This window comes from Paenibacillus barcinonensis, assembly GCF_003217495.1.
GTDB classification, from domain to species: Bacteria; Bacillota; Bacilli; order Paenibacillales; family Paenibacillaceae; genus Paenibacillus; species Paenibacillus barcinonensis.
In genome coordinates, this window is sequence record NZ_QJSW01000013.1 from 64853 (window position 1) to 86091 (window position 21239).

General features: G+C 47.0%; 21 protein-coding genes. 2 read left to right on the top strand and 19 right to left on the bottom strand.

Annotated features, from left to right (window positions below):
• Positions 1–2: 2 nt before the first annotated feature.
• The 16 genes from DFQ00_RS18725 to gpr all read right to left on the bottom strand — a co-directional run bounded on the left by DFQ00_RS18725 (position 3) and on the right by gpr (position 16703).
• Entirely contained in the window at positions 3–395 is a 393-nt protein-coding gene (locus DFQ00_RS18725; protein WP_110898007.1) for a hypothetical protein, read from the bottom strand.
• Entirely contained in the window at positions 388–567 is a 180-nt protein-coding gene (locus tag DFQ00_RS18730; protein WP_110898008.1) for a YfhD family protein, read from the bottom strand. The genes DFQ00_RS18725 and DFQ00_RS18730 overlap by 8 nt, the downstream gene beginning before the upstream one ends.
• A gap of 21 nt (positions 568–588) precedes the next feature.
• Positions 589–957 carry a hypothetical protein gene (locus DFQ00_RS18735; RefSeq protein WP_110898009.1) on the bottom strand — a complete coding sequence of 123 codons (369 nt, stop codon included), beginning with the start codon at positions 955–957 and terminating at the stop codon, positions 589–591.
• A gap of 203 nt (positions 958–1160) precedes the next feature.
• Positions 1161–2279, bottom strand: a complete 1119-nt coding sequence (dnaJ, locus tag DFQ00_RS18740) for a molecular chaperone DnaJ (protein WP_110898010.1) — start codon at positions 2277–2279, stop codon at positions 1161–1163.
• A 128-nt stretch (positions 2280–2407) separates the two neighbouring features.
• Positions 2408–4255, bottom strand: coding sequence for a molecular chaperone DnaK (gene dnaK / locus DFQ00_RS18745; protein WP_110898011.1), 1848 nt, complete (start codon positions 4253–4255; stop codon positions 2408–2410).
• 158 nt (positions 4256–4413) lie between these two features.
• Positions 4414–4977: a nucleotide exchange factor GrpE gene (gene grpE, locus DFQ00_RS18750; protein ID WP_425271043.1), complete on the bottom strand. Its 564-nt coding sequence runs from the start codon at positions 4975–4977 to the stop codon at positions 4414–4416.
• A gap of 53 nt (positions 4978–5030) precedes the next feature.
• On the bottom strand, positions 5031–6062 hold the full coding sequence (gene hrcA, locus DFQ00_RS18755; RefSeq protein WP_110898013.1) for a heat-inducible transcriptional repressor HrcA: 1032 nt from the start codon (positions 6060–6062) through the stop codon (positions 5031–5033).
• A 176-nt stretch (positions 6063–6238) separates the two neighbouring features.
• The gene (locus tag DFQ00_RS18760) at positions 6239–7588 is read right to left on the bottom strand and encodes a sensor histidine kinase (RefSeq protein ID WP_110898014.1); all 1350 of its coding nucleotides are present in this window, start codon (positions 7586–7588) and stop codon (positions 6239–6241) included.
• Positions 7585–8316: a response regulator transcription factor gene (locus tag DFQ00_RS18765; RefSeq protein WP_110898015.1), complete on the bottom strand. Its 732-nt coding sequence runs from the start codon at positions 8314–8316 to the stop codon at positions 7585–7587. The genes DFQ00_RS18760 and DFQ00_RS18765 overlap by 4 nt, the downstream gene beginning before the upstream one ends.
• 262 nt (positions 8317–8578) lie before the next feature.
• Complete coding sequence (locus DFQ00_RS18770) at positions 8579–9331, bottom strand: hypothetical protein (RefSeq protein WP_146236192.1); 753 nt, start codon at positions 9329–9331, stop codon at positions 8579–8581.
• A 354-nt stretch (positions 9332–9685) separates the two neighbouring features.
• The gene (locus DFQ00_RS18775; RefSeq protein ID WP_110898017.1) at positions 9686–10156 is read right to left on the bottom strand and encodes an N-acetyltransferase; all 471 of its coding nucleotides are present in this window, start codon (positions 10154–10156) and stop codon (positions 9686–9688) included.
• 115 nt (positions 10157–10271) lie between these two features.
• Positions 10272–11456 (bottom strand): radical SAM family heme chaperone HemW, encoded by a 1185-nt coding sequence (gene hemW, locus DFQ00_RS18780; protein WP_110898018.1) that lies wholly within the window; start codon positions 11454–11456, stop codon positions 10272–10274.
• 366 nt (positions 11457–11822) lie between these two features.
• On the bottom strand, positions 11823–13637 hold the full coding sequence (lepA, locus tag DFQ00_RS18785; protein WP_110898019.1) for a translation elongation factor 4: 1815 nt from the start codon (positions 13635–13637) through the stop codon (positions 11823–11825).
• A 178-nt stretch (positions 13638–13815) separates the two neighbouring features.
• Positions 13816–14154 (bottom strand): DUF3679 domain-containing protein, encoded by a 339-nt coding sequence (locus tag DFQ00_RS18790; RefSeq protein WP_110898020.1) that lies wholly within the window; start codon positions 14152–14154, stop codon positions 13816–13818.
• A gap of 55 nt (positions 14155–14209) precedes the next feature.
• The gene (locus DFQ00_RS18795) at positions 14210–15502 is read right to left on the bottom strand and encodes a stage II sporulation protein P (protein WP_110898021.1); all 1293 of its coding nucleotides are present in this window, start codon (positions 15500–15502) and stop codon (positions 14210–14212) included.
• Positions 15503–15701: 199 nt separating this feature from the next.
• The gene (gene gpr / locus DFQ00_RS18800; RefSeq protein ID WP_110898022.1) at positions 15702–16703 is read right to left on the bottom strand and encodes a GPR endopeptidase; all 1002 of its coding nucleotides are present in this window, start codon (positions 16701–16703) and stop codon (positions 15702–15704) included.
• Positions 16704–16877: 174 nt separating this feature from the next.
• Between gpr and rpsT the strand changes: the two genes are divergently transcribed.
• Positions 16878–17150 carry a 30S ribosomal protein S20 gene (rpsT, locus tag DFQ00_RS18805; RefSeq protein ID WP_090914815.1) on the top strand — a complete coding sequence of 91 codons (273 nt, stop codon included), beginning with the start codon at positions 16878–16880 and terminating at the stop codon, positions 17148–17150.
• Between the two features lie 216 nt (positions 17151–17366).
• Here rpsT and holA read toward each other — a convergent pair whose 3' ends face one another.
• The 3 genes from holA to DFQ00_RS18820 form a co-directional block, all read right to left on the bottom strand.
• Positions 17367–18383, bottom strand: a complete 1017-nt coding sequence (gene holA / locus DFQ00_RS18810; protein WP_110898023.1) for a DNA polymerase III subunit delta — start codon at positions 18381–18383, stop codon at positions 17367–17369.
• 263 nt (positions 18384–18646) lie between these two features.
• Positions 18647–19936, bottom strand: coding sequence for an anti-sigma factor family protein (locus DFQ00_RS18815; protein WP_167433771.1), 1290 nt, complete (start codon positions 19934–19936; stop codon positions 18647–18649).
• Positions 19933–20481 carry an RNA polymerase sigma factor gene (locus DFQ00_RS18820; protein ID WP_110898025.1) on the bottom strand — a complete coding sequence of 183 codons (549 nt, stop codon included), beginning with the start codon at positions 20479–20481 and terminating at the stop codon, positions 19933–19935. Before DFQ00_RS18820 ends, DFQ00_RS18815 begins: the two co-directional genes overlap by 4 nt.
• Before the next feature lie 351 nt (positions 20482–20832).
• On the opposite strand from DFQ00_RS18820, the gene DFQ00_RS18825 reads away from it, so the two are divergent.
• Positions 20833–21135, top strand: coding sequence for a hypothetical protein (locus tag DFQ00_RS18825; protein WP_110898026.1), 303 nt, complete (start codon positions 20833–20835; stop codon positions 21133–21135).
• The last annotated feature ends 104 nt before the right edge of the window (positions 21136–21239 follow it).

Consider the following 21239-nt stretch of genomic DNA (forward strand, 5'->3'; position numbering starts at 1 on the left):
CATTAACAGAACTGTCCGCCGTTCTGTGTAATCATTTCTGCAGCCTGAGGCAAAGATTCCTGAGAGACAGAAACTGTCAACAGAATGCCCTGCTTCAGCCCTCCAGATGCATCCTTTGTCGAAGAATCATATACCTGACCTCCCGACAGCACCTCGGTTTCATCGCTGATGAGAGCAAGTACGTTCAATTCACCGCTAAACCCGCCAATGACAGCCGTAGGTGAGTGGTCATCTTCTGGCACTGCATCAGACCCGGATTGAGCTGCATCTCTGCGAATACTCTCAATCCGCAGCTGATTAGGATGAAGCAGCTCCAGAGCTCTTCGTGCAGACTCTGCTTCCGTCCAGCTTGTGAAGACCGCTTCAAGTGTGACCGCCGAGCGAGTCTCAGTCATTTAATTCCCGTCCCTGACGGCGATCCGCCGCCTCGCTGCGGCGAAGTGCTTCCAAATCCTCGTGGTCAGCCGCTTCTGCGCTGAACTCCACATCTTCATTTTTTGCAGATTGCATGCGTTTCATTTTTTCGGTTTTGGTCAATATTTTGCCTGGACGCTCATGTTCAGCCATGATTTATATTCCTCCTTTTTACTAGATCATTCCACCCGCTTGCTCAATAATGGACATTGCACGGTGGTGTACCGATTCATCCACAACCACTGTCAATAAAACGTCTCTTCCGGTTGGACCCCCTTGCCCGCCATCACTCATGCCGCTTGCAGCAGGGTCTGCAGCAGCCATAATGCCTGAACTCGCATGTGTATTCAACGTATCCGGCACCCAGGAGGAGTAGCTGCCGGAGATACCCGGTTTGTAGGAGGCTCCACTTGGGCCGACACCCGCATAACGACTGAAACGATTGATCGCTAAATCTTCCACTCGTAACGCCTCCAGCTTTTTGGCCGCACCTTCTGCCTGTTCCGGGCTGTGGAAATATGCCAAAATATTTTTCTCCGTCATTTGCCACCTGCTCCCTTCCGTTTCGCATCACGCAATCGTGTTTCCCTTAACCAATCGTTCCCGCAAAGTTATCCTTCCGCAACAGAGTCCAGAATATACCGAAAGAGTGCACTTTGAATTTTTCTGCAATAGTTCTTTGTAAAAGCACAGCAAAAAAGACACCTCCTTAACGGAGGTGCCCTTCATCATAAGCTTCTATATGATCAGTCGCCGCGGAAGGCACGTTTTACCCGATCAAAGAAAGATTGCTCATGCTCATGCGTCTGTTCGCCATCCAAAGCAGCAATTTGACGAAGCAGATCCTTCTGCTCATCACTCAGCTTGCTTGGTGTAACGACTACCACTTTCACATGCTGGTCCCCTTGTCCCATGCCGCGCAGGCGTGGCACACCCTTGCCTTTGAGACGGAAATAGGTTCCGGTTTGCGTTCCCGCAGGAATTTTCAGCTTCACTTTTTCTGTAAGTGTCGGGATTTCAATCTCGTCTCCCAATGCTGCTTGTGCAAATGTCAACGGCACTTCGCAATAAATGTCATCGCCTTCGCGTTCAAAGAAGTCATGGGACTTCACACGAATAACGATATACAAGTCGCCTGCAGGGCCGCCGCGTACACCACCCTCGCCCTCACCTGTCATACGGAGCTGCGCACCATCGTCCACACCCGCTGGAATACGGACATGAATTTTGCGCTGCTTGCGAACCTTGCCGCTACCACTGCATGTTGTACATTTTTCCTTGATAATTTGTCCTGTACCGCTACAGTTGGAACAAGCACGACGGTTCACCATACGGCCAAACGGCGTATTTTGAACCACTTCCTGTTGACCGCTACCGTGGCAGACGGAGCATGTTTCCGGCTTCGTTCCAGGCTTCGCTCCTGAACCATGACAGGTATCGCAGCCCTCCGTACGCGGAATTGTGATATCAGTCTCCTTGCCAAATACAGCTTCCTTGAACTCAATCGTCATGGTGTATTGCAGGTCATTCCCGCGCTGTGGAGCGTTCGGATCACGACGACCACCGCCACCACCAAAGAACATATCGAAGATGTCGCCAAAGCCGCCGCCACCAAAGTCTCCACCGCCAAATCCACCCTGATTCGGGTCGATATGACCGTATTGGTCGTACTGAGCACGTTTCTGGCTGTCACTTACGACATCGTAAGCTTCTTTTACTTCTTTAAATTTGGCTTCCGCATCGGCGGCCTTGTTTACGTCAGGGTGATACTGACGGGCCAGCTTGCGGTAAGCCTTTTTGATTTCCTCGTCGCTTGCATTTTTGCTAACGCCGAGCACCTCATAATAATCACGTTTTTCAGCCACTCTTCCACCCCCATAACATTCACCTTATCGCACATCGTGACAAAAGGAAAGTCAAAGCACGGGAGCCCCGGCTATGACTTTCCCTTTAATCCGAACGTCACCGATGTTTAACTCGCAGCAAGCGCGAATTAGTTTTGTTTTTTATCTTCATCCACAACTTCGTAATCAGCGTCTACGACGTTGTCACGTTTTGCAGAACCTTGTGGTTGCTCTTCAGCCCCTTGAGCCGCTTGTGCATCAGCTTGAGCTTGCTCATACAGCTTAACAGACAATTGCTGAACGATCTCTGTCAATTCCTCGGTAGCTGCTTTGATATCTTCCAAGTTGTCGGAGGCAAGTACGCCCTGCAATTTTTCTTTAGCTGCATTGGCTTTCTCTACTTCACCTGCATCTGCTTTTTCACCAAGATCCTTGATCGTTTTATCTACAGAGTAGATCAACTGGTCTGCGCTGTTTTTCGCTTCAACAAGCTCTTTACGTTTTTTGTCTTCCTCTGCGTGAAGCTCAGCGTCTTTCATCATTTGTTCAACTTCTTCATCGCTCAGACCGCTGGAAGAAGTGATCGTGATTTTTTGTGTTTTGTTTGTGCCTTTATCTGTAGCAGATACGTTAACGATACCGTTGGCGTCGATGTCGAAGCTAACTTCGATTTGCGGAACGCCGCGTGGCGCTGGAGGGATGTCTCCCAGCATAAAGCGGCCAAGCGTTTTATTGCCCGCTGCCATCTCGCGCTCACCTTGCAGGACGTGAATCTCAACGCTAGGCTGATTGTCTGCATAAGTGGAGAACACTTGAGATTTACTTGTAGGGATCGTTGTGTTACGCTCGATCATTTTAGTGAAGACACCGCCTGCAGTTTCGATACCCAGGGACAGTGGAGTTACGTCGAGCAATACAACGTCCTTAACGTCACCTGTCAGTACGCCCGCTTGTACAGCTGCACCCAATGCAACGACTTCATCCGGGTTAACGCCTTTGTGCGGCTCTTTACCTGTCAGCTTTTTGATGGCTTCCTGTACAGCCGGAATACGTGTGGAACCACCAACCAATACGATCTTGTCGATATCGTTCGGAGTCATTCCAGCATCGCTCAGTGCGCGGCGTGTAGGCTCAAGCGTGCGCTCAACCAGACCTGCGGAGAGCTCTTCGAATTTCGCACGGCTCAGGTTAAGCTCCAAGTGCTGAGGAACGCCATCTGCAACTGTAATGAACGGCAAGGAAATCGTTGTAGTCAATACACCGGAAAGTTCTTTTTTCGCTTTTTCCGCTGCATCTTTCAAACGTTGTACCGCTGCTTTATCTTTGCTCAGATCAATACCTTGATCTTTTTTGAATTCATTCACCAGATAATCAATGATCACTTGGTCGAAGTCGTCACCGCCCAGTTGGTTGTCACCGCTAGTCGCTTTAACCTCGAAGAAACCATCACCCAGTTCAAGGATGGATACGTCAAACGTACCGCCACCCAGGTCATATACGAGAATCGTTTGGTCTTCGGATTTCTCCATGCCGTATGCCAAAGCCGCTGCTGTTGGCTCGTTGACGATACGAAGAACTTCCAAACCTGCGATTTTACCTGCATCTTTAGTCGCTTGACGCTGACTGTCATTGAAGTAAGCCGGAACGGTAATAACGGCTTGAGTTACCGTTTGGCCCAAATATGCTTCTGCATCAGCTTTCAGCTTTTGCAGGATGATTGCAGAGATTTCTTGTGGAGAATAATCTTTGCTATCAATCGTTTCTTTGTGGGAAGTACCCATATGACGTTTAATGGAGATGATGGTACGATCAGGGTTTGTAATTGCTTGACGTTTCGCTGTTTCACCAACGACACGCTCGCCGTCTTTTTTGAACCCTACAACGGAAGGAGTCGTACGTGCACCCTCCGGGTTTGGAATAACAACAGCCTCGCCGCCTTCCATAACGGCTACGCACGAGTTGGTTGTTCCTAAGTCAATACCGATTACTTTGCTCATCGGAAAATTTCCTCCCTCAACATTTTGAAATCAACAGGCTGTTCAATAGCCTTATTGTGGTAGTAAGTTATCTGCTCTATGTGTATAAAACATGTATATTAAACTTCGTCTCTTAGTTCAGCCTTTGCTCACTCATAATCATACGATCCATCAAAGGATCAAGAGCTCACCTTAACCATAGCCGGACGAAGCACTTTATCCTTCAGCATGTAGCCTTTTTGAACCTCTTCCACAACGACGCCCTCTTCATGCTCATCGCTCTCCACTTGCATAATTGCTTGGTGGAATTCAGGGTTAAACGGTTGTCCAACCGTCTCCATCGCAGCGAGTCCTTCGCTTGCAAGCACCGTTTCCAGTTGACGCAGAATCATTTGAAATCCTTTGGCAAACGATTCAGTCTCGGAACCTTCCGGCACTGTAGCCATAGCACGCTCGAAATTGTCCATTACTGGCACCAGTTCGGTAATCAGCTTCATTGAAGCATATTTGGCAAGCTCCTCTTTTTCCTTCTGTGTACGACGGCGGAAGTTATCAAAATCAGCCTGTGCACGTACAAAGCGTTGCTGTGTTTCCTCGGCCTCCGCTTTCAAACGTTCCAGTTCAGATGACTCCTGAGTGTTTATCTCCTCAGCCTGCGCTTCTGCAGCTGCAGCCTCATTGACTGGCTCCTGCTCAGCGGCTGTTACCTCTTGTTCTTCTGTGAATGATTGCTCTTCTTTCAAGATGTTCACCTCCTTATATAAATGCATTGAGAACGCATTGCCGTACCCGTTTCTTATTTAAAACGGGTTGTCAGCATGGTCGTCAAATCGCGTGATAATGTATTTATAATGTGGATGACTCGCGCATAATCCATACGAGTTGGTCCCAGAATTCCAATGGAACCGAGCGCCTCACCATCCAATGAATAGGAAGCTGTAATCAAGCTGCAGTTCGCAAAGGCTTCATGGTCATTCTCAGTACCGATTCGCACCTGAATTCCCTGCCCGCCAGGCACTGGCATCATTAATTTCATTAATGTAGGCGTCTCATCTAACAAATCCAGAATGTCTTTTACCTTTTCCACATCTTTGAACTCCGGTTGTGTCAGCATGTTGGTAGCTCCACTGAGGAACAAGCGATTGTCATGCTCATTATCAAACGCACTGTTGAGGACCTGCATCACTTCCTCGTAACGTGTGATATGACGTTCCATTTCCTGACCAAGCTCGGTATAAAGTCGTGATTTAAGCTTGTAGATCGGTACACCTACCAATTTACTGTTTAACAGACGAACGACATTCTCCATGTCAGCAACTGAAATCTCATGAGGAATCTGGACCGTCTTGTTCTCTACCTGACCCGTGTTGGTCACAATAATCGCTACAGCCTCATTTTCATTCAGCGGAAGTAGCTGAAAGTGGCGCAACGACGTATGGAACACTTCAGGCCCAAGTAAAATCGAGGTATAATTGGTCATATGAGACAAAATGTTGGAAGCATGCTGAATAACCTGCTCCATAACATTCAGTTTTTCTGCAAAGAATGACTTCAGATCATCTAGCTCCTGCGGCTCCACCTGATTCCATGGAACCAGATGATCGACATAGTAGCGATAACCTTTGTGCGACGGAATGCGTCCAGCTGATGTATGCGGCTGTTCCAGAAAACCCATCTCTTCAAGATCGGCCATTTCATTCCGAATTGTTGCCGGACTGTATCCAACATCCCCTCGCTTGGAAATGCTTCGGGACCCTACGGGCTCAGCTGAACGGATATAGTCATCCACTATAGCGTTCAGAATCATTCGTTGACGCTCTGTTAACATGGTGAGTATTCCCTCCTTCTGACTGTACTGTCCCATGTCGTTAGCACTCCAGTTCGACGAGTGCTAATCGGTAATACAAAAATACCAAACTGACATGATCATTGTCAAGTGAGTTTACTGAATGTGGGCGCCTATTTCTAGTATAGGCCAATAACATGCGCTTATAACGCATATTATTAGCCTGGATACTGTATCTCTTTCTCCGCCGGATAATGTCTGAGGCTAAAGCGTGCCCCGCCCAAGGGCGAATCGCTATATACCAGCTCTGCATGTAATCGCGCCGCCAACTGTTTACTGATGGCAAGACCAAGCCCGGTCACACCATTGTTCCCGGTATAGAAACGGCGAAAAATATGCTGACGATCATGCTCATTCAGCCCTGGGCCGTCATCATCAATATGAAAAACCCAGTCCGCATCATCAGACGAAGACAGTTCCAATGTCAAGCTGACTTGAGTTTGAGAATGACGCACTGCATTTTGCAGCAAATTCAACAGCACCTGAAACAGCTGCTCCCCCGCTGTCTCCACCATGAATGAATCAGCCACTGCAGACAACTGAACTCCACGCTGTAGCGCGGTTGGCATTAAGAGATATACCGCCTCCTCCGCCATGCTCTTCAAATCAATGACAGCCGTAGGCCATTCCTCATCTACTGTTTCCAATCTTGAGAGCTGAATCAGTTTTCCCACCATATCAATAAGTCGCTGGGACTGGGCAGCAATAATCTCAAGTCCCTGATCGTTGGAGACGACCTGATCCTGAATCGCATAGACATAACCTTGAATGGACATGAGTGGAGTTTTCAATTCATGAGATACATTTTGCAAAAACTCCAGCTGGTGACGATGGTGATCATCAAGTCTGCTGCTCATCAATTGAAACGTATGAATCAGTTCCCCGATCTCCGTATGATCGGCCTGCAGAAACTGTTCCTTATCCGGCATGTTCGGTTCATATTTGCTAACAGCCTCCTTCAGCCGGTTTAACGGCTGTACCGTGCGCCAAACTGCAAATAATCCAATGAGCAGGATGACAACAAAGCTTGCAGCAATCGAAAGCAGCGTTGTGCGGAATAACGGAATATACATCGCTCTGAGTGACGAGAGCGGAGAATACAAGATTACACGAAATTGTTTATGAGGAAGCTCCGCTTCGCTATACAGCACCTTTTTCCCATTCAAAATCATGTAACCCTCGTGTGTTCCCGGAAACCCCTCCAGCTTCATGCCCACACGACCTGCACTGCTGGAAGCGACGATAGTATCATTCCCGTCGATCACAAAATAGTCGGCATAAAATAGAATGTCCTTGATAAAGAAACGGAAGCTGTCGTTATCCAGATCCTCCAGATCATCTACCCGAATGACTTTGACAGCTTTCTTCGTTTGACCCTCCAACTGCTGTTTGACCTGATTAAGTAAAATATCATCAAAGAGGTGGATAAAAAATACGACCGTAAACGCCACGGTAACCAGCATACTTGCAAACAGGGCAAGCAGCATTTTGCTGCGTATGGTCTTCATCGCACATGCACAGCCGCTTTATAGCCGAATCCCCACACCGTATCAATCGACAATGTCGCTTGTACCTGTAACAGCTTTTTACGAAGACGTTTCACCAGATCATCCACGACGCGTACTTCCCCATAAAAGTCATAATTCCATACCTGCTGAATCAGTTGCTCACGGCTGAAGGGACGATCCAGATGCTGCGAGAGAAATAACAGAAGTTCGTATTCTCTGCCTGTTAATCCAATTTCCTGTCCTCGAACGTCCACACGCCTGAATGCTTCAGATATCTGCACATTGCCTACGCTGAAATAAGCACCTTCCTTGGGTAAATCCTGCTCCGCTTCCCTTGCTTCATTCCCGGCCGCCGATAAGCGGCTACTGTTAATCAGACGAAGCATACTTTTTACTCTGGCAACCAGCTCACGCGGATTGAAGGGTTTACTCAGAAAATCGTTACAGCCCAGCTCCAAACCATTCAGGCGGTCAATTTCTTCCCCTCTTGCGGACACCATAATAATCGGAATCTCGGTAAACGTTCGCAGTTCAGTCAGAAGTGTAAGCCCATCCACCCCCGGCATCATAATGTCAAGAATAAGGCAATCCGGCTTTTTCGAACGGACTTCGCCAATCAGCTCTCCGCCGTGCGGGAACGAATTCACTTCATATTGCTCTTTTTTCAAGTAACCCGTGATAAGCTGTAAAATAAATGGATCATCATCCACTACAAAAATACGCGGCATAGGTCTTCCACCTCAATCATGAATATGTCGTTTCTGATATGTTTTTTGTTCAATATCTCTCTACTAATGTAACAGAGTACACGGCAGCATTTCAAAACTTCTATGATAAGAGTAGATATATTGATGAAACTGCGCCATTCTATGAGAAAAGACGGAGATCCCCTAAGAGAACTCCGTCTGTTTGCCGCTGCCTTTCATATGTCACGGTAGTATTCATTTTCAGATGGGCATGTACAGCCACTACACATCAGAGTGCAGACAATTATTTATGGGATGTGCTTGATTTCACTGTATCGTTTTTGTTTGTCACTGTAGTTTTTGCCGGTGCTTTCGTTGCAGACGCTGCAGCTTTGTGTGCTGTAGCAGATGCTGCTTTATGTGTTGTCGCAGCAGTAGCTTTATGCGCTGTAGTTTTAGCTGCTGGCGCTTTTGTTGCAGTTGTTTTCGCTACTGGTTTTTTAGCCGTTGTTGCTTTGACTGTCGATGCTTTTTTGGCTACCGCTTTGTGGGCTGCAATTTTGTGTGCAGCTTTTTTCGCTTTGTGCGCAGTTTGTTTTGCTTTATGTGCCGTAGCTTTAGCTGTAGCGGAAGCTTTGTGTGCAGCCTGTTTCGCTTTATGAGCTGTTTGTTTCGCTTGGTGTGTGCTTGCTTTTGTTTTATGTGTTACAGCGTTGGTTTTGTGAGCAACCTTTTTCGCTTTATGAGTTGTTTTTCCTTTATGAGCAGCTTTTTTCGCTTTATGTGCTGTCGCTTTTACTTTGTGATTCACTTTTTTAGTTGTTTTTGAAGCAGATTTCGTTGCTGTTGTTTTAGTCTCGGATTTTGTTGCCGTTTTAGCAGGCGTCTTGCTTGTTGATTTAGCTGTAGTTGTCGCCGCTGCTTTAGCTCCTGTCGTTTTCGATGATGCAGCAGAGGTTTTGGATGCCGGAGTTGTACTCGATTTCACCGGTGTCGTGGTGGTCGATTTCGCTGCTGATGTTACCTTTTTCGTCTCAGCCGGTTTTACGGAATTCACAACAGGTGTTGCTGCAAATGCACTGCCTGCTCCACCAAGTACACTCAACGCTGTTACCATAGCTGCTACATTTTTTGTCCATTTTTTCATAATCGGTCACCTCATTCTTAAGTTTGAGCCATCTGCATCCTCCTGCCCAGCACGGCTGAAGCTCCTGCTTCAATCGTTGTTCGTCTGAGAAGTTTTACTGCGGATCGCTTATGTAAGTTCATCTTAACAAGAGGTTGTGTGAGAACAGTGGGATAAGTGTGTGAAAAGTGTATGAAAAATAAAAGGCCAAAAAAAAGACCACAATCCCATGGAAACCGGCAGGTTTCCTGGTCTTGTGATCTCTCTATTTATAAGCATAACAGCCTAAGCTGACACATGCAGCTCCTTTAATACAGCAATTTCATCACAGCAGTTCTGCTTGCTGCAATGAACGCAGTCTGTCCACACCTTTTCAGGAAAAATTTCTTTTTCCACAACAGCAAAGCCGTTTTTCAGAAAAAAGGAAACTTCATAGGTGAGGGCCATCACCTTCGGAATCTGTTGTCGTTCCGCTTCTTCAACAAGCCGATCGAGCAAGCGTGAGCCAATCCCCAGCCCTTTGTACCCTTCCGAGATTCCGAGTGATCTGACCTCTACCAGATCACTGCCTAGACGGCACAACGAGCCGCAGCCCACCACTGCTCCATCCACTTCAGCGACGATAAAATGCTCCAGCTGTCGATGCAGTACTTCCCGTGAACGCGGAAGCATGATCCCACGCTCTGCATATCCTTTAATCATCTCAAACAGTGGTTCAACATCTTCCGGTACAGCCTTCCTGCATATAACCGACATCCAGCTCTCCTCCTATAACGACGCTTTCCGAGGAAAGCCAGCTTCGTAGTTGTTAATTGACACGCCCTGTAAAACAATATGAATAAATATACAACAGAGCGTATAGAATTTCAAGCTACGAATTTAGCGATATCGAGCCGATAAACTCGGCAAAAACGTCATTACCGAACAAAATACCCTGTTCACTCAGTTTGAAGCCGTCTGCTGTCCGCTCAAGCAGGCCCGCATGCAACATTTTACCCAGCGGCTTCGCAAAGATGTGCTCCATCGACTCCCCGAATTGATCGTGGAATCGGGATGCCGAAGCGCCTTCCAGCATACGTAATCCCACCATCAGGTAGTCCTCCATCGCTTCCGCACGTCCGATTTCGAAGTGATCCAATCGTGGCAATCCTGCCCGTGATGCTTCAACATAAGGGTTAATGCCCTTGATATTCATATGGCGTTCACGGCCAACATACCCATGTGCACCCGCACCGAGTCCATAGTAATCCTCGTTGCGCCAGTAGGTAATATTATGACGGCTTTCGAACCCCGGCTTAGCAAAGTTGCTGATCTCATATTGCTCATAGCCCGCTTCCTTCATACGCTTCATCAATAGAAGATACATCTGCAGTTCATCATCCTCATGCGGAAGAGGAAGTTGATTTTTTTGATAAAGGGTATGGAAAAGTGTATTCTCCTCTACCTTCAGGCTATAAATTGAATAATGCTTCAGATCCAGCTCAAGTGCCTTGTCAATGCTTTCGTTCAACATGTCTACCGTCTGGTTAGGTAACCCAAACATCAGATCAATCGACAGGTTATCCAGTCCTGCCTTGCGTGCGTTCTCCAGACTGCGATAGACGTCATCCGTATTGTGAATGCGGCCAATGCCTGTCAGCAGCTCGTTCTGAAAAGCCTGCACGCCAAAGCTGACACGGTTCACGCCGCCCTCTTTCATGGCTGCCAGCTTCTCGGCATCCGTCGTTCCCGGGTTGGCCTCCATGGAAAATTCAATGTCCTCTGCCCAATTCGGAAAATAGGTTTTGACCGAGCGTAGAAAATACGCCATCTCATCCGGCTTCAATGCCGTTGGCGTACCGCCGCCCACAAATATTGTTTTTATCTCACCAGGTGGATGTGCCTTGACGGTATGCTCCATCTCCCGTTCCAGTGCCTCCAAATATTGCATTACAGGCTGATCCTTCAGAACGTAAGAGTTAAAGTCACAGTAGAAGCATTTATTCGTACAAAATGGAATGTGAAGGTACACCGCTTGGGGCGCACCTGTTTTCTGGTTGTGTGCTGCGAGTGTCACGGCAAGTCCCCCTCTATTTGAAAAAAGGAAGCCATTTGGCTTCCCTTTCAGCTAAATTTTAGTCTATATAAGATGAACCATAGAATTTACACAATCCACTCCGATGACAGAATAACCTTCCAATCGCTGTTATCTCCAGATTTTTTTGATTCCCTTTACAAAGGGGAAAATCCGGTGATAAAGGCACCGCTTCGCTTTTCCAGTTTTTTTCTGTCCTCTCCGTTAATGTGTAAAAGAATAGTTTAACTTATCTTGCATACCTATAATTCAGTTTCGATACGCACACCCTGTGTTGTACCCGAAATTAGATTATTAGAATGCATTTTTTAAATACACACAGTCTGTGTTGTACCTAAAAATGCATTATTAATCATCAATTTTCAGCACCGCCATAAATGCCTCTTGCGGCACCTCTACGTTACCAACCTGCTTCATCCGCTTCTTACCTTCCTTCTGCTTCTCCAGCAGCTTCCGTTTCCGCGAGATGTCACCGCCGTAACACTTGGCAAGTACGTTTTTACGCATCGCTTTAACCGTTTCACGAGCAACAACCTTGGTGCCCACGGATGCCTGAATCGGCACTTCAAACATTTGCCGCGGAATCAGCTCGCGCAGCTTTTCACAGATGATACGGCCACGATTGTATGCGCGGTCTCTGTGAACGATAAAGGACAAGGCATCCACCTGCTCGCTGTTAAGCAAAATATCCATTTTCACCAGATTGGACTGGCGATAACCGGACAGCTCGTAGTCGAAGGAGGCATAACCCTTGGTGCTTGATTTCAACTGGTCGAAGAAGTCATATACAATCTCGGACAACGGGATCTCATATGAAATCGTAACCCGTGTTGTGTCCATATATTCCATATTGATAAATTCGCCACGTTTATTCTGGCACAGCTCCATAATCGTTCCCACATAATCATTCGGTACGATAATTGATGCCTTCACATAAGGCTCTTCAACGTAATCAATCCGGCCTACCTCTGGATAGTTGGATGGGTTATCAATCTGAATCTGCTCGCCGTTAGTTAGCGTTACGTGGTAAATTACGCTTGGAGCCGTTGTGATAAGCGGAATGTTAAACTCACGCTCAATCCGCTCCTGAATAACGTCCATATGCAACAGTCCAAGGAATCCGCAACGGAATCCAAAGCCTAGTGCGCTGGATGTCTCAGGCTCAAAGCTGAGCGATGCATCGTTCAGCTGCAGCTTTTCCAATGCTTCGCGCAGATCCACATAGTCCGATGTTTCAATCGGATACAGACCACAGTATACCATTGGATTAATTTTACGATATCCAGGCAGTGGTTCAAGGGTTGGATTTTTCGCGTCAGTAACCGTATCCCCGACTTGTGTATCGCCGACGTGACGGATACCCGCAACGATGAATCCTACGTCACCCACGTTCAGCTCGTCCACAATCGTCATACGTGGCTTGAACGCACCAACCTCAATGACCTCAAACGTTTTGTTTGTCGCCATCATTTTAATTTTGGAGCCTGCTTTAATTTTGCCATCAATAACACGTACGTACACGATAACCCCTTTGTAAGGGTCGTAGTGCGAGTCAAAGATCAGTGCTTTTAACGGCTGGTCCGGGTCACCTACTGGTGCGGGTACACTTTGTACCACCTGCTCCAGAATTTCTTTGATACCGATACCCGCCTTGGCAGATGCGAGCACAGCGTTGCTTGTATCCAGACCGATAACATCCTCAACTTCCTGCTTCACCCGCTCCGGGTCAGCACTTGGCAAGTCAATTTTGTTGATGACCGGCAGAATCTCCAGATTGTTATCCAGTGCAAGATATACGTTAGCCAGCGTCTGGGCTTCAATGCCTTGTGCCGCATCCACAACGAGCAGTGCTCCTTCACAAGCGGCAAGACTGCGTGATACCTCGTACGTAAAGTCTACGTGTCCTGGTGTGTCAATGAGATTCAGCAGGTATTCCTCACCGTCGTCCGCCTTGTAATTCAAAGCAACTGCCTGCAGCTTGATTGTAATTCCACGTTCACGCTCCAGATCCATCTGATCCAGCACTTGCTCCTGCATTTCGCGTGAAGTCAGCGCACCTGTGTACTCCAAGATCCGGTCCGCAAGTGTTGATTTACCGTGATCTATATGTGCAATAATTGAAAAGTTACGAATTTTACGTTGTCTTTCCCGAATGTCAGTCATTCCTTACCCCCAGAAACAGCCTAGTGTCAATCACTTCATTATAACAGTTGCTGCAAGGTGCATCAATCCCATGATGTTCAACTTCATAACAAAGCACACTGGATCAACGTCCTGAAAGTTTAGTTTACCGTTATTCCATCAGCTTCTATTCATCCTTTCCCTCCACTTCTATTCACTTTTATTCATCTACTCCACCAAAAAGAGAGACGACCCACTTGATGCCACTGTTCGAAAGGTTTTGCAGCAGACCTGCCGTTTTGTCTGCAAGCACATCGACAGGAGCTTTATGTTGATCTGCCCCAAGCACCTGACTTGGGGTCTGGACAGGAACAAAGGGCTGCTTCTTCACCTCTGACGGGGCGGGTTCAGCCGGAGCAGGCTCTGAAGTAGCCATTGCCGGAACGCTTTCCGCAGGTTTGTGCTGCTGAAAGCCATTACCCGCCAGTTGCATGCCGAGCAGTACACCAAGCAGCATAAGCACACCAACAGATAACATCCTTTTACCGAATCTGGACATCTTGTCTTCCTCCCTCTTTTATAGGATCAATAGAATGAATTGTGAGCGGAAAGTTCTACCCACCCTTTGATGTCGGCTTTGCACTGGCTTTATCCACATTCTGTTCTTCCCAGTACACTTCCGCGATCATGTCAGCAAGAACCTTGGAAGTTCGTTTCAGTTCAGCCGCAGTGTTGTCGATGCCTCCGATTTCTATCAGAATGCTGTTCGGGGAAAGAGTCTGATTATACTCTCCATTGTTACCGCCCCCGCCATTTTTACCCCACACCCCCCGAGACACCCCCGGATATTTCGCTTCCAGCTTCTTATGAATTTTCGCGGCAAAGGCTTCATTCTTGCGCCAATTCGGATTCTCATGACCGATGATGAAATATACCTTGGCGTAACTCTCATCACCAATCGTTGTTGTCGTTTTTTTGTGCCGCTGTGAATCGCGATGAATATCAATTAAATACGTCAGGTCATCGTTCTGAGCGAGTGCCGCCTTGACCGTTTGCCTCGAATATTTGTAAGAGAAGTTCCAGTTGTAATCCTTCACTTTGGTCTGGTAATCTTCCTGCGCATGCTCAACCCCAATACCCAGCTTCTGCAAACTTTCAGATAGATACGCTCCTACTTGAAAAACATTGCCTGTCGGCTTGCCGGAGGAGGGATTGTCACTGTTCGTGCCAAGCAGTGGATTATATCCCTCACGGGGATGAGAGTGATAGATTAGCACTGACTTTTTAGTATTAGCAGCGTTTCCTTTGTCCTGTCCGCTTCCTTTGGAGGGCGGTTCTTCATCGACTTCCCCGTTTTCCGAACCATGCTCACCAGAAGAGGGGGTGTTATCCTGACCCGGGGGAAGATGCAGATCACTTCCAGGTTTGCCTTCGCCCGATGAAGCTGTTTCGGTAAGTCCCGGACCCGGCTGATAATCTTCGGGCGCTTCCCCCTTCGCATTTCCTGATCCTGGCCGGAGAAGGACCGGCTGATTCGTTCCCATGCCAGGCATCTCACGTGCAATCAGGCTTTTGGGGTCCTGCGGATTCACATTAGTTAACAATTGAAATACAAAAGAGGTCAGATTCTCACCGGAAATCGCCGAGTTCTGCTCCTTTTGGGTGAGATGAGGCATCTCCATGCCCAGCATATCTACAAAGAAACGACTGGAGACGGATCCTGCGAATCCTTTCATTGAAGAAACGGGAGAGCTGTTCAGCCGTTTCTCGGCCATGCCTCCAAGCCCCAGTGCAACAAAAAAGAGGGCGGATATCATCATGAGCAGCAGCAGTGTTCGGCCCATGGCCAGCACATGCAGACATCTTTTTTTCCACTTGCCGATGTTCCATGCCAGTATTTTGTTCATTCTTCTGTCTCCTTCCCTTGCTGGACAACTCTTATACTTCAACTCTATGAGCGTGTGCAATTTGATAGAACTGGAAGTAGAAAGATAAAATAAACAAAAAAAGAAAGTCCGCTAGATTCGGACTTTCCTCACTGAAGGATATCAGCTGTATAAGAAAGCAGTTTAGGACTGATTAGGAAACAGGCAGGACTTTGAGTTCCTAATGTGTATAAGCGGCAACGTTACCTGGATTCACTGCTTCGTGGAGTGCAGCATTCAGGCCAGTGGCGATGACATTGGCGATGCCTTCAATAAATTCATCAATCTCCTTGGGTGTCACAATGAGGTCATGGCCGAGCGGTTCCAGCACTTCCTTGACCAGACTTAAACGATCATCTTCTCCGATATCGTCCAGCATGCCCATAATCTGTTTGGTCTGATCGGTTTCCTGACGGAAATGAGAACGCATCATCTCGATGACATTATTAACGATGGTGGAGGCATAACATACCGTTGGCACACCGATGGCTATGCAAGGAACACCCAGAATCTCCTTTGTTAATCCGCGACGTTTATTACCGATACCAGAGCCTGGATGAATGCCAATGTCCGCCACCTGAATAGTGGTATTCACTCTCTCCAGCGAACGGGAAGCCAGCGCATCAATAGCAATAATGGCATCCGGGCGGGTGCGCTCGACAATTCCCTGCACGATGTCACTGGATTCAATTCCCGTTGTACCCAGCACCCCCGGAGCTATAGCGCTGACTTCACGATATCCCGGAGCTACCTGATCTGGAACCAGTTCGAAATACTGGCGGGTAACCATTAAATTTTCCACCACCAACGGACCAAGAGAATCCGGTGTCACGTTCAGGTTGCCCAAGCCTACAATCAGCACCTTGGATGTCTTGTCGATTCCAGCCTTAATCATGAAATTTTCCATCTCGCGTGTAAATTCCGATGCTACCCGCTCCTGTAGATCGGTATCCCCGTTACGAAGGGAGGGAACCTCAAGTGTGACATAGTGACCTTTGACACGCCCAATGGCTTTCGCGGCTTCATCATTCAGAACATCTATACGTGTGATCGTAATGCCGTCTTTGGTGTCTACATCTTCACGCAGTCCGGGAATCGTTTGTTTCTGACGTCCTTGGGCCATTTCTTTAGAGTCAATTGCCAAATCGGTGCGCACGGTATAGTTTTGCAAATCCAATGTCATATGTCGCTGCCTCCCTTGAACCATTTGAGCATATTGTGTGGGAAAATGACGGGCTTTATGCACCCTACGGAACAACGATGCAAAATCTGTTGCAATTTACATCCTAGCGTGATAGAATATTTTAAGTTGTGAAACGTTTGTATTCATGCGAATGCCTTACAGGAGGTGAATGTAATGCCAAACATCAAATCCGCTGTTAAACGCGTAAAAACGAGCGACAAGCGCCGCGCACTCAACGCTTCTCAGAAGTCTGCACTCCGCACAGCTGTTAAAGCTGCTGATGCTGCTCTGGTAAGCAACGAAGTTGAAACTGCGAAAGCTGCGATTCAAGCTGCTTCCAAAAAGCTGGACAAGGCTGTAACTAAAGGTCTGGTTCACAAAAACGCAGCTGCACGCAAAAAGTCTCGCTTGGCGAAAAAACTGAACGCTCTTTCCGCACAAGCGTAAGAAGCGTTACTTATACGAACCAATGGAAAAATCCTGAACAGCATGGGCTTTCAGGATTTTTTAGCATCTGTTTCGCCAAGAAGACACAAAACGTAGCAATAAAAAAAACAACCTGTGGTGTTCTCCAAGCTGTATGTGTGATTCTTCTGCATACTTAGACTTCGAGAAGCGCTCAGGTTGTTTTTTTGTGATTATATTCTCTATACTTACATTCCGTCACGCGCCAAGTCTTAACAAAAACAGCTCCAGGCCAAGCACCTTGTCTACAGCCCCCGTTTTCATCTGATAATCCAGCTCGCTCAAGTGACTGAGTATTTTGCGCAGACGATCCGCTTCGAATTTGCGGGCCTGTTCCCCGGCAATTTTCACGGCATACGGATGCAGCCCGAGCTGACTGGCAATCTGCTGCTGTGAGTAGCTTTGCTGTCCAAGCTCCTTCACCTGTATCATAATGCGAAACTGACGGGCAATGAGCGCTGCAATTTTGATCGGCTCCTCTCGCTGCTTCAACAGCTCATAGAAGAGTGCAAGCGCCTTTTCCAGCCTCAAATTTGCTAACTCCTCCACTAACGCAAACACGTTTTGCTCGGTGCTTCGCGCCACAAGTGACTCAATATCTGCACGACGAATCACGCCCCCCTTGCCAGCAAACAAACAAAGCTTATCCACCTCGGCGGATAACGTCTGCAGCTCGGTTCCAGCATAACTAATCAGCGTATCGGCTGCGCCAGCATCGAAGGTAACTTCCCGCTGCTTCGCAAGCTTAACGATCCACTGCACTAATTCTTCCCCACTTAACGGTGCAAACGCCAATACTACCGCCTGTTTCTTGACGGCCTTGACCAGTTTTTTTCGCTCGTCCAGCTTGTCACCCTGCGCCAAAAAAACGATCGTGCTGTAGTCAGCCGGATTATCCATATATGTAATCAAGCGATCGACCTGATGCTCTATTTTCGATTCTTTTCCCGCAGTAAACAAGCTGGTGTCTCTGACTATAATCAGTTTACGCGGAACGAGAAAGGGAACCGTTTCTGCTTCCTCCACAACCGCTTCAATCGGTGTTTCGGAGAGATCATAAGGGATGACAGCAAAATCCTGATGTTCCTCTTCAATGACTTGTGCTTTCAGCATCTCCGTAAATTGCTGTATCTGATACTTCTCCGTTCCGTACAACACATAGATTGACGCCGGGTCTCCACTACGTATTGCCTTTGTTGCACTTTTGACATCCATTCACCGTGCCTCCTTATCCCTCTTATCCTACCAGAAAAAACAATAGACAACAAAGGGACCTTCATCCGTTTATGGATAAAGGCCCCCTGCTCTGCATCTATATAAACGCAAACACCAGCCATTCTAGAAATAACCAGTGCGCGGTCATACGACGTCAGTTGTTGGATCAACGATAGAATATGTTGTAGCTAATCTTAATATATGCTTGTCATAATGAAAGGTTCTTTGTAGGAATCAAAATAGGTTGATTTGACATTACAGACCTATTTTGCAGGAGGCGCTACCGAAGCAGCATTCGGCTTGAACGAATTCTTCGTTGTTGTTCCGTCTTTGTCCGTTTCATAACTGAATTGTTTGCCGTCCTGGGACCAGCTTGCCGATTTCAAGGTTCCCTCGATATTCCGCTGCTCAATCAGATTCAGCACATCTGGATCATTCGCAGATTTTGCATATACACTTAGCTGATCACCCATCAGCATCACTACGTACACACCGTCAGGCGATTTCCATTCCTTAGATGTGTCTGTTCCTGTTCCTGCACTTCCCTCATTCGGAGCTACAGACCCTTGTTGTTGTCCGCCAGCAGCCCCCTCACCCGCTCCTGCGTCATTGTTGGTAATTCCACGGGCAGGTGCATCCTCATTAGGAACCATCGTTTTGGCTGAAAAGGTATCGTCTGCCTGATCACTTTGCTCAGGCGCACTTTTTTGATCCTCGTTGGCATTTGGAGCAGCACCATTACCATCATTGGTTTCAGAATTTTTCTGCTCCAGGCCCTGATTCGGGTTATCATTTTTCTGGGAACGAGTCGCATCTGATGAAGGACTATCTTCCTTTACCCCTTGATCCGGTGCAGCTTTTCCTCTAGTGGAAGGCTCCGAAGATTTCTGGTCCATCTGATTATGTGGCGCTTGCGTTTCGCTGCCCTCCATTGCTTCCGGTTGATCCGCGTGCATCTCTTCTGATTTTTCTTGGAGCGAATCATATGAATCAGGTGAAATTACACTGCCCTCTTCATGAGAAGGCGAGCTTCCTTGGTCATTATTTACCTCCATGCTCAGAGCAGACCGCCCGGCATTGCTTTCTTGAGATGCCCCTGATTTCATCATCATCGAGTCCGCATTCTCAATCTGTTCAGGCTGGTGTCCAAAGATCGCGAACCCCAAAATAACAGCCGCAGCTGTTGCTCCCATAGACACACGACCGGCCATCGAATTAAACCATCGCGTTTTGGCTTTGTGTTCTCCTGAGCTGGAACGCTGCAAATTCTCAAAAGCCGCAGGGACAGGACTCATCTCTTGCACGGTACTGCTTTGTTCCTTACGCGCTTCGTCAATTGCATCCAGTTGAGGCATAATTGCATCAACCAGACTGAACTTTGGTGTTACTTGCGGCAATTCTTCCAGTTCCCTGGATAGAGCTCTGAGCATACTAAATTTTTCGGCGCACTCCGGACACTTGGCCACATGCTGCAGCATTTGCGTCGTTTCCACCTCGCCCAGATCATGATCCAGATACCGGTGCATCCATTCCACCACCTCTTCGCATTTCATCCTGTCACACCACCTTTCTGATACTCCTGTAGTAGATTTTGTAACTGTTGTCTGGCTCTGAATAAGTAAGACTTCACCGTATTCAGCGGAAGATCGAGGCATTCCGCAATTTCGTTGTAGGATAAATCCTGCAAATATCTTAGAACAATGACGGTGCGATGATGCTCAGGCAGCTTGTTGATCGCTTCTTGTATATCCTTCGCCACATAAGTGGACATCACTTCGAATTCTACATCCTGTTTATCCTGAAAAACCATTTCATGCTCATCAATGGACACGGATGGCTTGGTTCTTCTAAATTTGTCAATACAGATGTTCGTTACGATGCGCTGCACCCAGGTTTTGAACTGGGCTTTTTCTTCATATGAATTAATCTTGGTGTAAATTCGGATCAATGCTTCCTGCGCGGCATCCAAGGCGTCCTGTTCATTATTTAGAATGTAATATGCGGTACGATAGACATGCTGTTCAATCTCCCGCAATAGGGTAATTAGAGCGTCGCGATCGCCCGATTGAGCGGCTCTGATGAGTTCCGGCTCTACCACAAAGGATCCCCCTCTCCCTGCAACCTTACTGACGTGATCATCGATAAAATTGTTGCAAAGTTAAGTATATTTTAATTTTCCATCACAAAATAACGGCTTATGTATAAGGGCCGCCGAGTCTTATCTTAGAATAACAGAAAATGCAAGCGTAGTCACCAAACGTCTGAGCTCACGGTATTCCAGTACTTACACGACTCAAAACAAATGCAATGGCATACATTATAGCTAAGCGCTGTTATAAAGCAAAAAATAAAAAAAGTCGAAATTTGTTCAAAACTTAAGGTTTTTTTAATGCAATTTTCATGAAAATGGTGTATTGTAAATTTACATTCATAACACGAGGTGATGAGCATGCCAGCTCTAGCGAAAATTCAAGAATTAAAAGAACAAATGCCAAAAGAATATCAAAGCATTTCCCACTTTGTAGAACATGCTTTGGAATCCATTGATACACTGGTTGAAGAGCACCGCAAATATGTTGCTGCACAAGCGTTATACGGCGATAAAATTGTCGGATCGGAAGAGCGTTTGTACAGAGAAACCGTACTTGATGTCAGAGCTCAGCTTCTGATGACGCTGGAAAAAACAGTCGAAGACATTTTGCACAAAGGCGACAAACATTGGAGTAAACATTTCAAAGATGGCGTAGAGTAGTCAATACTTTTATTATTATTCATGAATCAGATCGGATATGAAAAAGCCCCTTTCCAAAATCCTCTTTTGAAAGAGAGTGTTGGAGAAGGAGGCTTTTTTTACTT